Source organism: Testudinibacter sp. P17/SS/0325 (assembly GCF_053570765.1).
In genome coordinates this window covers 513,734-528,176 of sequence record NZ_CM131635.1, presented here as the reverse complement: position 1 = coordinate 528,176, position 14,443 = coordinate 513,734, and the positions used below count along the sequence as shown (strand labels likewise).

General features: G+C 48.7%; 12 protein-coding genes. 5 read left to right on the top strand and 7 right to left on the bottom strand.

Annotated features, from left to right (window positions below; genetic code table 11):
* Positions 1-3 precede the first annotated feature (3 nt).
* The 6 genes from ACWA50_RS02630 to ltnD are packed head-to-tail and all read right to left on the bottom strand — an operon-like array spanning position 4 to position 6,020.
* Positions 4-1,476 (bottom strand): GntT/GntP/DsdX family permease, encoded by a 1,473-nt coding sequence (locus ACWA50_RS02630; protein WP_431053777.1) that lies wholly within the window; start codon positions 1,474-1,476, stop codon positions 4-6.
* 11 nt (positions 1,477-1,487) lie between these two features.
* Positions 1,488-2,435: a D-erythronate dehydrogenase gene (gene denD, locus ACWA50_RS02625; protein ID WP_431053776.1), complete on the bottom strand. Its 948-nt coding sequence runs from the start codon at positions 2,433-2,435 to the stop codon at positions 1,488-1,490.
* 13 nt (positions 2,436-2,448) lie between these two features.
* Positions 2,449-3,225: an HPr family phosphocarrier protein gene (locus tag ACWA50_RS02620; protein ID WP_431053775.1), complete on the bottom strand. Its 777-nt coding sequence runs from the start codon at positions 3,223-3,225 to the stop codon at positions 2,449-2,451.
* 1 nt (position 3,226) lies between these two features.
* Positions 3,227-3,871: a 3-oxo-tetronate 4-phosphate decarboxylase gene (gene otnC / locus ACWA50_RS02615; protein WP_431053774.1), complete on the bottom strand. Its 645-nt coding sequence runs from the start codon at positions 3,869-3,871 to the stop codon at positions 3,227-3,229.
* On the bottom strand, positions 3,868-5,118 hold the full coding sequence (gene otnK, locus ACWA50_RS02610; protein ID WP_431054275.1) for a 3-oxo-tetronate kinase: 1,251 nt from the start codon (positions 5,116-5,118) through the stop codon (positions 3,868-3,870). The genes otnC and otnK overlap by 4 nt, the downstream gene beginning before the upstream one ends.
* A gap of 2 nt (positions 5,119-5,120) precedes the next feature.
* Complete coding sequence (ltnD, locus tag ACWA50_RS02605; RefSeq protein ID WP_431053773.1) at positions 5,121-6,020, bottom strand: L-threonate dehydrogenase; 900 nt, start codon at positions 6,018-6,020, stop codon at positions 5,121-5,123.
* Between the two features lie 211 nt (positions 6,021-6,231).
* Here ltnD and ACWA50_RS02600 point away from each other — a divergent pair, with 211 nt between their 5' ends.
* The gene (locus tag ACWA50_RS02600; protein WP_431053772.1) at positions 6,232-6,990 is read left to right on the top strand and encodes a DeoR family transcriptional regulator; all 759 of its coding nucleotides are present in this window, start codon (positions 6,232-6,234) and stop codon (positions 6,988-6,990) included.
* 58 nt (positions 6,991-7,048) lie between these two features.
* Here the strand turns inward: ACWA50_RS02600 and glpX are convergent, their stop codons facing one another.
* Complete coding sequence (gene glpX, locus ACWA50_RS02595) at positions 7,049-8,062, bottom strand: class II fructose-bisphosphatase (RefSeq protein WP_431053771.1); 1,014 nt, start codon at positions 8,060-8,062, stop codon at positions 7,049-7,051.
* Between the two features lie 228 nt (positions 8,063-8,290).
* On the opposite strand from glpX, the gene zapB reads away from it, so the two are divergent.
* From zapB to glgC, 4 genes are all read left to right on the top strand, one after another.
* Complete coding sequence (gene zapB / locus ACWA50_RS02590; protein ID WP_431053770.1) at positions 8,291-8,530, top strand: cell division protein ZapB; 240 nt, start codon at positions 8,291-8,293, stop codon at positions 8,528-8,530.
* A 330-nt stretch (positions 8,531-8,860) separates the two neighbouring features.
* On the top strand, positions 8,861-11,050 hold the full coding sequence (gene glgB / locus ACWA50_RS02585; protein ID WP_431053769.1) for a 1,4-alpha-glucan branching protein GlgB: 2,190 nt from the start codon (positions 8,861-8,863) through the stop codon (positions 11,048-11,050).
* A 30-nt stretch (positions 11,051-11,080) separates the two neighbouring features.
* Entirely contained in the window at positions 11,081-13,093 is a 2,013-nt protein-coding gene (gene glgX, locus ACWA50_RS02580) for a glycogen debranching protein GlgX (protein ID WP_431053768.1), read from the top strand.
* 49 nt (positions 13,094-13,142) lie between these two features.
* Positions 13,143-14,435: a glucose-1-phosphate adenylyltransferase gene (gene glgC / locus ACWA50_RS02575; RefSeq protein ID WP_431053767.1), complete on the top strand. Its 1,293-nt coding sequence runs from the start codon at positions 13,143-13,145 to the stop codon at positions 14,433-14,435.
* Positions 14,436-14,443 lie beyond the last annotated feature (8 nt).

Genomic DNA, 14,443 nt, shown 5'->3' with positions numbered 1-14,443 from the left:
GGCTTAAAGTTTCCTGTTTTGTGTTTGGACGTAAACGAGAATCAGCGCTAGTACACCCAGCGGGAAGACTAAGTCGAAGATTGAACCGTCTTGTCCCCAAACCAAGTTGGATAAAATCACGGCTGTTCCGCCAATTGCCCAAGCGATAGTGGTCGGGATAGACCAGACAATCATTTGTTTTTTCACATCGTTGATACCCATCATCCGGTTTACTACCCAGAACAGACTGTCATTGAAATAACCGAAGAACAGCGAGCCCATGGTGGCGGCTTGAGCGGCAAGCAACATATTGACACCTGGAATTTCCATTAAGATCGGAGCGGAAATCGAAGCGGCGGTGATCATCGCAACCGTACCCGAACCTTGGATAAAGCGGACTAAAGTCGAAACGATAAACGGAATTAAAATTGGCGAGATCGGCAAATTAGCCACTTGTTCCGCTAATTGTTGACCCGCACCGCTGTCGCGTAATACCGCACCCAATGCACCGCCGGCACCGGTCACCAGTAAAATAATCCCTGCGGTTTTCACCCCTTCTTCTAAGTGAAGTGCGGTGGTATTTTTGTCGGCATTTGGCAATAATGCATAGATTGAGACCAAAACACTCAGGGCTAAGGCGATGATCGGGCTGCCGACAAAGGCGATCACTTGATAAAGGGTTGAATCTAAAATCCAAGCAAATTGCGCTTGTTTTGCCATTAAATCGACAATCGCTTTAATAAAGATCAAGACGATAGGTAACACGATCGGTAGCATGGAAATGCCTAAGCCCGGTAGGTTTTTCTTCTCTCTGCTTTCGATATAGCTGTCGTATTTTTCTTTTAATTCTTCATCGGTGAAAGCTTGTTGGTTAAAGTCCGGATATTTTTTATCCAACCATTTGGCATACAGGACGATACCGATAACAGCCGGAATAGCGAATACCATGCCGATTAACAGCATTGCGCCGATATCGACACCGAATAGTCCGGCGACACCTAACGGACCGGGGGTTGGCGGCACGGTATGGTGGGTGACCACTAGACCTCCAGCCAAGGCGACCCCTAAGGTCAAGAGCGAACGTTTACCATTTTTTGCCAACGCTTTGGCGACCGGGTATAAAATGACGAAAGCGGAATCAACGAAAATCGGAATGCTGACCACATAACCAGTGATGGCTAATGCCCACTCTTCTTTTTTCTTGCCTAAGAATTTAATAAAGCTGTATGCCATTTTTTCGGCGGCGCCGGATACTTCTAAAATACTGCCCATCATCACGCCGAGACCAATTACGATCCCGATACTGCCGAGCGTGCCCCCAAAACCTTTGGAAATCACCCCCAACGTTTCGGTGGCATTCAACCCGCCGACGATCCCGGCAATTGCGGAGGCAATCAGCATCGCGATAAAGGCATGGACGCGGGTTCTTAAGACTAAATAAACCAGTACGGCAACGGCAACAATAAGACCAATAATGGGAATCGGTAATCCAAACATAGGGTTATCTCCTATAAGTCATGCTGAATAAATTGATGGATAACATCGCTAAAGTTGTTATCGACATAAAAGCCTAATTTCGCCGCTTGGCTGCAATCAATGCGCGCCGGCCAACTGGCGACAATATCATTAATTTTTTTATCAAATTGGAATTCGATTTTTTCTAAAACGGCTTCTCCTTTAATCGCGGCAAGATCGCGTAACATGGACTCAACGCTGACGGTAAAGCCCGGTAGATTGATGACATGCCAGTCTCGTGAGGTCAATGGCGGTAACGTCAGGGCATGGATAAAATTGCGGATCACGGTATTCGGGCTTGAGATCCACAGCAGTAATTCTTTTGCCACCGGACAAACGGAATGTTCTCCGTTCAGTGGTTCGCGGATAATGCCACTGACAAATGACGAAGCGGCTTTATTTGGCTTGCCCGGACGAATACAGATTGTCGGCAAACGTACCGCAATGCCATCGACAAACCCCTTACGGCTGTAATCATTGATTAACAGTTCACACATCGATTTCTGTGTGCCGTAAGTGGATTGTGGCGTGACGGCGGTGCTGTTGCTGATCACGTCAGGCAAATCACCGCCGTAAACCGCTAAAGAGCTGGAGAATATAAAACGGATTTTCGAATTAACCCTGCGGCAGGCTTCCAACAGATTTTTAGTGGCGAGGAAATTGATTTCATAGCCTAAATCCGGATCTTCTTCGGCGTGGCTGCTGACAATCGCCGCCAAGTGGAATACCGCACTTGTGTCTTGGGTAATGATTTCATTTAAACCGTCAGGATGGCGCAAGTCCATTTTAATGCTGCGAACGCGGCTGTCATTATTCGGAATAACCGGTTCGTTCACATCAACTAAAATCAGTTCTTGAATTTGAATCGAATGTTGTTGCAACAACATGTTGGCAAGCCGTTGCCCTAAAAAGCCCTGACCGCCGGTAATTACAATTTTCATTTTTGAACCCCCATTATTTATACTGTTCGAACCAAGACAAACCCTCGGTGGTCACGCCACGCGGGTTATATTCACAACCGACCCAACCGTCGTAACCGATTTCGTCCAGTTTGGCGAAGAGGTGTCGGTAGTTGATTTCGCCTTCGTCAGGTTCGTGGCGATCCGGCACGGAGGCAATTTGCACGTGGGCGAATTTGCCGTTTAAGCGCTCGGTTAAACGGGTCAGGTTGCCGTCCACATTTTGTGCGTGGAAGTAATCCAACTGCACGAACACGTTGTCGCGATCAATCAGCTCGACCAGCTCCAACGTCTGGAATTGACTGGCGGTCAGATAGTTCGGTTTGACTTGCGGGCTGAGGGCTTCCAATAAAATTTTGATGCCGTGCGGTTTGAATTTATCGGCGGCATAGCGTACGTTGTCGATAAAGGTTTGTTTGTATTTGGCATAATTTTCGCCCGGCGGGACGACGCCGGACATAATATGCACATTCGGGCAGTCGAGTGCCAACGCATACTCCAATGCCAGATCAATATCGCGCCGGCTGTCGGCTTCGCGTCCCGGAATGGCGGAAACGCCCCACTCGCCGGCTTGCACATCACCGGCGGCAGTATTGAACAGCACTTGTTGCAAGCCGTTTTGTTGCAGTTTGGCTTTTAACGTTTCTTTCGGATATTCATAGGGAAACAGGTATTCGACATACTTGAAACCGGCTTGTGCCGCCGCCTCGAAACGATCAAGAAACGGCAGTTCGGTAAACATCATGGATAAATTTGCAGCAAACTTAGGCATCTTATTTTCCTCTGTTTTTCAAATCATTAACTTCGTCATCCGTCAGATAACGGACGTTTTGCCCTTTTAACAGGAACAGCAGTTTGGCGGTTTCTTCCAATTCTTCGCTGTTATCCACTGCGTCGAATAAATCTTCACCACAGACCACCACACCGTGGTTGGCAAGCAGGAACGCTTTGCCGTCCAGCGCTCTTGCGCTTAATTCGCGTGCGATTTCCGGCGAGCCGGGGCGGTAGTAAGGAATCACCGCCAGTTTGCCGACCCGCATTACATAGTAGGGGGTGAAGGCTTTGATGGCGTTGTCGCTGTCTAAACCGTCCAAGCAGGAAAGTGCGGTCAGGTAAGTGGAATGCAGATGGACAATGGCGTTGCATTCGGGGTTGCGTTGGTACATCGCCAAGTGAAACACCGATTCTTTCGAGGGTTTTTTGCCTTCCAGTAAGTTGCCGTCGCTATCCAGCACGGATAAATCTTCCGCCTTTAAACGCCCTAACGACGAGCCGGTCGGGGTCACTAAAAAACGGTTACCACTCAGGCGCACGGAAATATTGCCGGCACCGCCGACGCTATAACCGCGTTCATATAATGAACGAGCCAGTTGCACCAACTCCTGTTTTAGCTGTTGTTCAGATGAAAGTGCGGTCATACAAACATCTCCTGCGCATAGGCAAAAAAGTTTTCACTGCCGAAGTTGCCGGATTTCAGCGCCAGGAAAATCTCTTCATCCAGCGCTTTGAGCCAAGGCACGCCCGGCGCGATTTGTTTGCCGATATGGAAACCGTCAAAGCCGAGTTGTTGCACCACAATGCTCGAGGTTTCACCGCCGGCGGTAATGAAGTTTTTAACCCCGTGTTGTTTTAATTTGCGAGCCAACTGGGCGAAAGTTTGCTCAATCGCATGGCTGGCGTTGTCTGCGCCGAATTGTTGCTGAATCGCTTTTAATTCTTGCGGCGGCACAGTCGCATACACCATCGGTGCATGGGCGTCGTCCAAATGCGCAAGCACCCATTGGCATAATTCCTCGGCATAGTTCGGATTATTCAAACTCTGTTCCACCTCAAGCAAACGGTGGGCGGCCTGTGATTGGTAAGCGGCAACCTGTTTATTGGTCATGACGGAGCAAGAGCCGGACAGAATCACACTTTTGGCTTTGCTTGGCAAAAGTGCGGTTTTTGCCGCTTGTGTCGCCTTTGTTTTGCTTTTATGCGCCGCCATATATGCCGCCAAGCCCGATCCGCCGGTCACCAGTTTGAAATCGTCAACCGCCTCCGCCAACACCGCCAGCTGCGAATTGTCAGTTGCATCGACCACGGCGTAGCGGCAGCCTTGCTGTTTGAGTTGTTCGAAACAATGTCTGACCTTTTCTGCGCCTTGAATCACCTCGGCATAGCTGACCAAGCCAGTTTTGCCGCTGGCTTGTCCGTCCATCAAACGCACTAAATTGGCGTCGGTCATCGGGGTGATCGGGTGGTTTTGCATGCCGGATTCATTTAACAAGGTTTGTCCGACAAACAGATAGCCGTTAAAAATGGTTCTGTCGTTAATCGGCAACGCCGGGCTGATCACGGTGAAATCGGTATCAAGTGCGGTTAATAGCGCATCGGTGACCGGACCGATATTGCCTTTGGCGGTGCTGTCAAAGGTGGAGCAATATTTAAAATAGAACTGGGTCGCCCCGTTGTTTTGTAGCCAGTTCAGGGCTTGTAACGATTGTTGTACCGCCTCGATCGCCGGATTGGAACGGGATTTGAGGCTAATGACCACGGCGTCAACCGCACTTTGCAATGCTCGTTGCGGCACGCCGTTCATTTGCACCGTACGCAGCCCGTTTTCGACTAAGAAACTGGCAATATCGCTTGCGCCGGTAAAATCATCTGCAATCACACCTAACATCATTATTTCTCCTCTTGTTGCGGCAAGGTGATACCGTCGAAAATTTTGATCACGGCGCTGTCGTCCTCTTTGCCGTAACCGGCGTTGCTGGCGGAGGTGAACATATTAAATGCGGTGCTGGCAAGCGGCAGCGGGAAGCGCAGCGATTTGGCGGTGTCGGTGACCAGCCCTAAATCTTTGACGAAGATATCGACCATCGAGAGCGGGCTATAATCGCCGTCCACCACGTGTTTCATACGGTTTTCGAACATCCAAGAATTACCGGCGGCGTTGGTGACCACGTCATACATTAAGTCCAACGGAATGCCGGCGCGAGCCGCCAGTGCCATGGCCTCCGCACCGGCGGCAATATGCACGCCGGCTAACAGTTGGTGAATAATTTTCACCGTCGCACCCAAGCCGATTTCTTCGCCGATGTTATACACTTTGCCCGCGACCGCACTTAGCACCGGTTGCAACTTCTCAAAAGCGGCAACTGAGCCGGAAGCCATCACGGTCATCTCGCCTTGCGCCGCTTTTGCCGCGCCACCGGAGACCGGAGCGTCCAACATCACCAGATTTAATTCTGTTAATTTTTGTGAGATCTGTTTGGCGTCTTGTGCAGATATGGTAGAAGACACCATCACCGCCGTACCGGGTTTAAGTTTGGCGGCAAGCCCGTTTTCGCCGAATAAGACAGCTTTGACTTGGGCGGCATTGACCACCAGCAGCAATACTGCGTCCAGTTTGTGAGCAAATTGATCGGCATTAGCCGCCGTCTCTTTTGCCCCTGCTTGTTTTAGTTTTTCCAATAAAACAGGGTTTAAATCAATGCCATAAGTATCTAAACCGGCTTTGACGCAAGAAAGGGCTGCGCCCATGCCCATTGCGCCGAGACCGACGACTGCAACTGAATAGCTCATAAAAAATCTCCGTTCAATTTAACGTTAATAGTCATTTGGTTAGCGTATAATGCCTGAATTAGGAAAGGAAAACTGCGATGGGGATCACAAATATTCACAATTAATGTTATTTATTGTGAATATTTGGGTTTTTTAAATCAATATTTGGATTTGTTACCTATAAAGTGTTATTATTTCACGAAAATTCACAATAAATTGAAAGGATTCATACATGATTCCGGCAGAAAGACAAAAGCGAATTTTGACCTTGCTGACTGAACACGATTTAATCAGCATTGCCGAACTGGTCGAGATTATGCAGGTGTCGCATATGACCGTGCGGCGGGATATTCAAAAATTGGAAGAGCAAGGCAAAGTGGTGTCGGTGTCGGGCGGGGTGCAGTTGTTGCAACGTTTGTTTATCGAGCCGACCCACGATGATAAATCCCTCTTGTTTCAAGCGCAAAAACAGGCAATCGGTACGCAGGCACTGCAATTTTTGGGCGGCAGCAAAACCATCTATCTCGATGCCGGCACAACCACCCTGGAGATTGCCTATCAACTTGCGCAACGCGAGGATTTGTTGGTGATCACCAATGATTTTGTGATCGCCCACTTTCTGATTAAAGAGGGCAAATGCGATTTGATCCACACCGGCGGTTATGTGTGCAAAGAAAACTATTCTTCCGTCGGCGAGCTGTCGGCACAGTTTTTGCGTAATATTTCGATTGATGTGGCGTTTATTTCGACTTCATCTTGGAATTTGAAAGGCTTAACCACGCCTGATGAGAAAAAACTGGCGGTGAAACGGGCGATTGTCGAGTCGAGTAAGAAAAATATTTTGGTCACCGACGCCTCAAAATACGGCAAAGTGGCGACCTTTTGGATTTATGGTTTAGATGTGTTCGATACCATTATCACTGACCGCACTTTACTCGAAAGCGTGCAAAAAAATATTCAGAATTTGAATATCGAGCTGGTGTTGGCATAGAAAATCGCTATCGGTTTTGTTGCCGATAGCGATGGCTAAAACCGCACTTTGAGGCAATTTAGCTGCCAATCAAACGATACAGATCGGTATCTTTACGATCCAAATAGTGGAGCGATTGGATACGGCGGATAGTGCGCGAGCGTCCGCGGATCAGCAGGGTTTCGGTGGTGGCGATATTGCCTTTGCGGTGAATGCCTTTCAACAAATCGCCGTTGGTGATACCGGTGGCGGAGAAAATCAGATTGTCGTCGCGCACGATCTCTTCCAGTTGCAATACTTTATTCACTTCCACGCCCATCGCTTCACAGCGCGCGATTTCTTGTGCGGCAAGCGCACGGTTTTCTTCGCTGTCGCCTTTCACTTGGTTGCGCGGCAGCAACCGCACTTGCATGTCACCGCCCAAGGCGCGGATTGCCGCACCGGCAACCACCCCTTCCGGCGCCCCGCCGATGGCGTACAGCATATCGACGTTGTTATCCGGCAGGCAACATAAAATCGACGCGGCGACATCACCATCCGGAATCGCCAACACTTTCACGCCCATTTGCTGCATTTTGGCAATGGTTTCTCGGTGGCGCGGTTTGTCGAGGGTGATCACGGTCAGTTGTGACAGCAGTTTCCCCAGTTTGGAGGCGACGCGGCGCAGGTTTTGCTCCAGCGGCAGATTGAGGTCGATCATGCCTTTCACTTCCGGCCCGACCACCAGTTTTTCCATATACATATCAGGTGCTTGCAAGAAAGTGTTTTCGCCGCCGGCGGCAAGCACGGACAGCGCATTGGCTTGCCCCATTGCGGTCATGCGTGTGCCCTCGATCGGATCGACGGCAATCGAAATGGCGTCGCCGCTGCCGTTACCGACTTTTTCACCGATATACAACATCGGGGCTTCGTCGATTTCGCCTTCGCCGATCACAATTTCACCATTGATATCAATTTGGTTGAGCATAATGCGCATGGCTTTTACCGCGGCTTCGTCGGCGGCGTCTTTATTGCCGCGCCCTAACCAAGCAAATCCGGCAAGGGCGGCGGCTTCGGTAACGCGGGAGAATTCGATTGCAAGGGATCTTTTCATTTTGTGTGACCTATATTCATTCGTTGAGGGTGAAAGTTGAAATGTAGCCGATGGATTGGTGATCCACACAAAACGGTATTTTAGCATAAATTCCGTTGGCTTGCGGGAATTGATTGGGCGAATTCGTAAAAAATGCCCTGCTTGTCAATTTCTATGTGAAATCTGTAGCCAACTAGGCTAGAATAGCTAAAATTTCATTTGGCAATTATTACTTATTAAGGATTTACTATGTCTTTCGAACTTCTAGAACAACTCGATGAAAAAATTAAACAAGCTGTGGAAACCATTCAATTACAACAATTGGAAATTGAAGAATTGAAAGGCAAGCAGGATAATACGCAAAATGAATTGAATCATTTGCGTGCTGAGCGTGATTCGGTTGCCGGTGAAAACGAGCACTTGAAAAACGAATTAAATAATTGGAAAGAAAGAATCAGTTCGTTGTTAGGCAAAATTGATAACATCTGATTCAGCCGACCGCACTTATTGTTTCAAAGCCGAGATCCTGTTCTCGGCTTTTCTATTTTCACTCCTTTTTTGATAGAAATCACACTCCATATTGAGCATTTATTTAATTTGATAAAATAATGTGATCTAGCCCCTGATTTTTGATTTTTCCGGTTGTATCTTGTTTACGCTTGTGCCAAGCTTAATATCCAAGCACATTAACATGTTAAAAATATAAAAAAGATAAGATTACGTTATATTTTTTACTTAAATGTTAAGTTCATTTGCAGTTTTTTTCTCGACATCAAATAAAGATTTTGATGTCTGATATGATCGAAATGGAGATAAGACATGAGTGTTTTGCTAGATACGGTGACTATAGAAGCGTTGTTGGGCGGCAGACATGCGGATCCTTTTTCCGTATTGGGAATGCACGAAACGGATAACGGGATTGAAGTGCGGGTATTGATGCCGGACGCCTCCAGCATTTCGATCATCGACAAAGAAAGTCAGCAAGAGATCGTCGAAATGGAGCGTTTGCACGACGACGGTTTTTTTGCGGCGGTGATTCCGAAGCGGCATGACTTTTTCACTTATCAATTAAATGTCTTCTGGGGCAATGAAAACCAAATTTTAGAAGATCCTTACCGTTTCCGCCCGATTTTATCCGATTTGGATAATTGGTTGCTTGCCGAAGGAACCCATTACCGTCCGTATGAAAAACTGGGCGCGCATTTCACCGAAATCGAAGGCGTTGCCGGGGTGAATTTCATTCTGTGGGCGCCGAATGCCAAGCGGGTTTCCGTAGTCGGCGATTTCAACTTCTGGGACGGACGCCGTCATCCAATGCGTTTCCACCCTGAAAACGGCTTGTGGGAAATTTTTATCCCGCAAGTGGCGCTCGGCAGCCTGTATAAATATGAATTGTTAGATGCGAACGAAACCCTGCGCTTAAAAGCCGATCCTTACGCTTTCGCCTCCCAACTGCGCCCGGACACCGCTTCACAAGTCAGTGCCTTGCCGGATATTGTGCCGATGACCGAGGCACGCAAAAAAGCCAATGCCTTTGACGCGCCGATTTCGATTTATGAGGTACATCTCGGTTCATGGCGGCGCAATTTGGAAAATAATTTCTGGCTGAATTATGATGAAATCGCCGATCAATTGATCCCGTATGTGAAAGAAATGGGCTTCACGCATATTGAATTAATGCCGATTAACGAATTCCCGTTTGACGGTTCGTGGGGCTATCAGCCACTCGGCTTGTATTCCCCGACCAGCCGTTTCGGCAATCCGCAGCAGTTGCGTTCGTTTATCCAAAAAGCACATGATGCGGGCATTAATGTGATTCTGGATTGGGTGCCGGGGCATTTTCCAAGCGATACCCACGGCTTGGCGTATTTTGACGGCACCGCACTTTACGAACACGCCGATCCGAAAGAGGGCTACCACCAAGATTGGAACACGCTGATTTATAACTACGGGCGCAATGAAGTGAAAAACTTCCTCTCCGGCAACGGGCTGTATTGGCTGGAACGTTTCGGTGTCGACGCATTACGGGTTGATGCGGTGGCGTCGATGATTTACCGTGATTACAGCCGTAAAGAGGGCGAGTGGATTCCGAATCAATACGGCGGGCGGGAGAATCTGGAAGCGATTGAATTTTTAAAACACACCAACTACGTGATCGGCAATGAGATTGACGGCTGTATAGCGATCGCGGAAGAATCGACCGCATTCCCGGGCATTACCAATCCGCCGGAAATGGGCGGTTTAGGTTTCCACTATAAATGGAATATGGGCTGGATGAACGATACGTTATCCTATATGAAGCTCGATCCGGTCTATCGTCAGCACCACCATAACCAATTGACTTTCGGTATGTTGTACAACTACACCGAAAATTTTATTTTACCGTTGTCGCACGATGAAGTGGTGCACGGCAAAGGTTCGCTGTTAGATAAAATGCCGGGCGACACATGGCAGAAATTTGCCAATCTGCGCGCTTATTACGGCTATATGTGGGGACATCCGGGCAAAAAATTACTGTTTATGGGCTCCGAATTTGCGCAAGGACGCGAATGGGATTACCAAGAAAGTCTCGATTGGTTCTTGTTGGATGACCAAAACGGCGGCGGTTGGCACAGTGGCGTACAAAAACTGGTGAAAGACCTGAACCATTTCTATCAACAAACCCCGGCAATGCACCAGTTGGATTTCGATCCGCAGGGCTTTGAATGGTTGGTGGTCGATGATTGCCAAAACTCGGTATTCGCCTTTGCCCGGCGTGATCGCGACGGCAATGAAGTGATTGTGGTCAGCAACTTCACCCCGGTGCCGCGTGAACATTACCGTATCGGCGTCAGCCAAGCGGGCGTCTATCATGAAGTGCTGAACACCGACTCCGATTTCTATCACGGTTCGAATGTCGGCAACGGCGGGGCGTTACACAGCGAAGCGATTGCTGCGCATAATAAAGCGCAATCGATTTCCCTGACAGTGCCGCCATTGGCAACGATTTACTTACAGCGTCAGCGCTAGGATGGACGGTAGTAACGGGGTGTTGACGGCATGATTGGCAGAGTGAAAAAAGGCATGGCGCAGCCAATGGGGGCGTCGTTACAGATGATCGACGGCGTAAACGGCGTGAATTTTGCGCTGTTTTCCGAACATGCCGATTTGGTTGAATTGTGCCTGTTTTCGTATAAAGGTAAAGAACACCGTTTCAAAATGCAGCAAGACGCCGACCATATTTGGAGTTTATGGTTGGCGGGCATTGATGTCGGGATCAAGTATGGCTTCCGTGTCTATGGCGAGAGTCAACCGCACTTGGGACGATATTTTAATCCGCAAAAACTCTTATTGGATCCTTATGCGAAGGCGGTGGATCGCAAACCGCACTTTGCCACGGAAGAACAAGCTCAATTATTTGATTTGACAAATGATTTGGATAATGCCGAGGTGGCGCCGAAGGCGATTGTGCTTGATTCCGCGTTTGATTGGCAAGAAGACCGCTCACCGAATTACACCTGGGCGGAAACGATTATTTACGAACTGCACGTGAAAGGCTTCAGCCAACTTAACCCTGCGGTTCCATCGGCATTACGCGGCAGTTATGCCGGTTTGGCACATCCGGCATCTTTGGATTATCTGAAAAAATTAGGCGTGACCACGCTTGAATTAATGCCGGTGGCGTTTCACGCCGATGAGCGGCATTTGCAGCAACGCGGTTTATCCAATTATTGGGGCTATAACGTGTTGGCGCCTTTTGCCGTTGACGACGGTTATTGGTCGGGACGCAACGGCACAACCCCGGCGAGTGAATTCAAGCAGATGGTCAAGAGTTTGCACCAAGCGGGGTTTGAGGTCATTCTGGACGTGGTATTTAACCACACCGCCGATTCGGATTTGGCGCAACCGACCCTTAGCCAGCGCGGCTTGGATAATGCCAACTATTATTGGCTGACCGAAAACGGCGATTACCATAATTGGAGCGGCTGCGGCAACGTCTTGAACCTGACGAATGCCAACACTTTGCAATGGGTGCATGACTGCTTGCGTTATTGGGTGCAGGAATGTCATGTGGACGGTTTCCGTTTTGATTTGGCAACCATTATCGGACGTGAGCCGGAATTCAACCGGCAGGCGCAAATTTTCCAACGCATTGCCAATGATCCGGTTTTAAAAGATAAAAAATATATCGCCGAACCGTGGGATATCGGGTGGGGCGGTTACCAACTGGGCAACTTCCCGGATTATTTTGCCGAATGGAATGACCGTTTCCGTGATGATATGCGCCGTTTTTGGCTGCGCAATGAGGGCAACACGGGCGGGTTTGCCCAGCGGTTTTGCGCCTCTTCGGATATTTTTCAACATGATCACAAACTGCCAAGCGCTTCGATTAATTATATTTGTTCCCATGACGGTTTCACCCTCAACGATTTAGTCAGCTATCAGCATAAACACAACCGGGCAAACGGCGAAGAAAACCGCGACGGACACGGGGAAAATTTCAGCCATAATTTTGGCGTTGAAGGCGAAACGGATCAGCCGGCGGTGCTGCAACAGCGCCAAGCGGCGGTGCGAGCGCTACTGGCGAGCGCACTTTTGGCTAACGGCACGCCGATGTTAATGGCAGGCGACGAAACCGGGCATTCGCAGCAGGGCAATAACAATGCTTATTGCCAAGATAACGAGATCACGTGGATTGATTGGAGCAAACAAGACCGGGATTTGTTGGCTTACACCCAAGCCTTAATTGCATTCAGAAAGCAGATAACCGCACTTTCACGACACGACACTTGGTGGAATGACGATCAAGTGCGGTGGTGGAATTGCCACGGCGAACCAATGAGCGTCGCCGATTGGCAAGATCCGCACAGTATCGGTTTTCAAATCGAATTGGAACAGCGTTGGCTACTGATGGTGAATCGTGGCGTAATGCAATCTTTCCATCTGCCGCCCTGTTCTGCAGGCGAGGGCGAATGGGAACATAAACTCACCTCAGCTTGCCGTCGGGGTGGAAATGACAGGGAGGTCATAATGGCTCAGCCGGGAATTTATATTTTCTCTCGCAGAGGATAGTTTCTCTATCGAGTAGATTTCAGTTTATTTTCATATTTAGGAGAACATTATGGACGATATTTTAAAGAACTCACCTAGCATGATTCGGATTACCGATGATACCCTTGTGCTGATTTTGGCCGGCGGACGAGGTTCTCGCTTACACGAACTGACGGATAAACGCGCTAAACCGGCGGTGTATTTTGGTGGTTCTTGCCGAATTATCGACTTCGCCCTGTCTAACTGTATCAATTCCCATTTGAATCGTATCGGGGTGGTCACCCAATATATGGCGCATTCCCTGTTGCGTCACTTACAGCACAGTTGGTCTTTCCTGCCGCGTGAGCGCAATGAGTTTGTCGATATGTTGCCGGCACGGCAACAGCTGGATGACAGCACTTGGTATCGCGGCACTGCCGACGCGGTGTATCAAAACGGCGCGATTATGCGTGATCACTACAAACCGAAATACGTTCTCATCCTTGCCGGGGATCACATTTATAAAATGAACTATGCGCAAATGCTGTTGGATCACGTTTCCAGCGGGGCGAAGTGTACTGTCGGTTGTATCGAAGTGGAAAAAGAGAAAGCCCATGAATTCGGCGTAATGGGGGTGAATGAAAATCTGCAAGTTACCGATTTCATTGAAAAACCGAAAAATCCGCCGACCATGCAGGGCAAACCGGACACCTCGTTGGCATCAATGGGAATTTATGTGTTTGATGCCGATTATTTGTATGACATTTTGGATCGCGAATTTGCGAAGCCGGAATCCAGTCATGACTTTGGTAAAGACATCATTCCGCAAGCTTTGAAAGAAGGTGTGTTGTATGCGCATCCGTTCAGCCGCTCTTGCATGGGGCGCAATCCGCAAGGCGAAATCTACTGGCGTGATGTCGGTACGCTCGATGCGTTGTGGGAAGCCAATATCGACTTGGTCACCGAACATCCGCAACTGGATCTGTTCGATCAACGCTGGCCGATCCGCTCCACGCCGAAACAAACGTTCCCGTCAAAATTCTTCTATAAAAACTTACGCAAATCGCGTGCGTTGGATAATTCTTTGGTCGGCGGCGGCTGTTTGGTAAATGACGCGGTGATCAGCAATTCGGTGTTGTTTGACAACGTCAGCGTGCGTGAAGGCGCAAACGTGGAATATTCGGTGATCTTACCTGAGGTGACGATTGGCAAAAATGTAACGATTAAAAATGCGATTATTGACCGCCACAGTGTGATTCCGGACGGTATGGAAATCGGGGTGGATATGGCGCTTGACGCCAAGCGCTTCCGTGTCAGCAGTACCGGTAAAGTGGTGTTGGTGACATCGAAGATGTTGAATAAATTGAAAAAAGAAGAAGAGTAACCGTTTTT

What these genes read in the sequence shown, in the direction of transcription:
- ACWA50_RS02630 (WP_431053777.1), bottom strand. Translation starts at nt 1,476, where the DNA reads ATGTTTGGATTACCGATTCCCATTATTGGTCTTATTGTTGCCGTTGCC.
- denD (WP_431053776.1), bottom strand. Translation starts at nt 2,435, where the DNA reads ATGAAAATTGTAATTACCGGCGGTCAGGGCTTTTTAGGGCAACGGCTT.
- ACWA50_RS02620 (WP_431053775.1), bottom strand. Translation starts at nt 3,225, where the DNA reads ATGCCTAAGTTTGCTGCAAATTTATCCATGATGTTTACCGAACTGCCG.
- otnC (WP_431053774.1), bottom strand. Translation starts at nt 3,871, where the DNA reads ATGACCGCACTTTCATCTGAACAACAGCTAAAACAGGAGTTGGTGCAA.
- otnK (WP_431054275.1), bottom strand. Translation starts at nt 5,118, where the DNA reads ATGTTAGGTGTGATTGCAGATGATTTTACCGGCGCAAGCGATATTGCC.
- ltnD (WP_431053773.1), bottom strand. Translation starts at nt 6,020, where the DNA reads ATGAGCTATTCAGTTGCAGTCGTCGGTCTCGGCGCAATGGGCATGGGC.
- ACWA50_RS02600 (WP_431053772.1), top strand. Translation starts at nt 6,232, where the DNA reads ATGATTCCGGCAGAAAGACAAAAGCGAATTTTGACCTTGCTGACTGAA.
- glpX (WP_431053771.1), bottom strand. Translation starts at nt 8,062, where the DNA reads ATGAAAAGATCCCTTGCAATCGAATTCTCCCGCGTTACCGAAGCCGCC.
- zapB (WP_431053770.1), top strand. Translation starts at nt 8,291, where the DNA reads ATGTCTTTCGAACTTCTAGAACAACTCGATGAAAAAATTAAACAAGCT.
- glgB (WP_431053769.1), top strand. Translation starts at nt 8,861, where the DNA reads ATGAGTGTTTTGCTAGATACGGTGACTATAGAAGCGTTGTTGGGCGGC.
- glgX (WP_431053768.1), top strand. Translation starts at nt 11,081, where the DNA reads ATGATTGGCAGAGTGAAAAAAGGCATGGCGCAGCCAATGGGGGCGTCG.
- glgC (WP_431053767.1), top strand. Translation starts at nt 13,143, where the DNA reads ATGGACGATATTTTAAAGAACTCACCTAGCATGATTCGGATTACCGAT.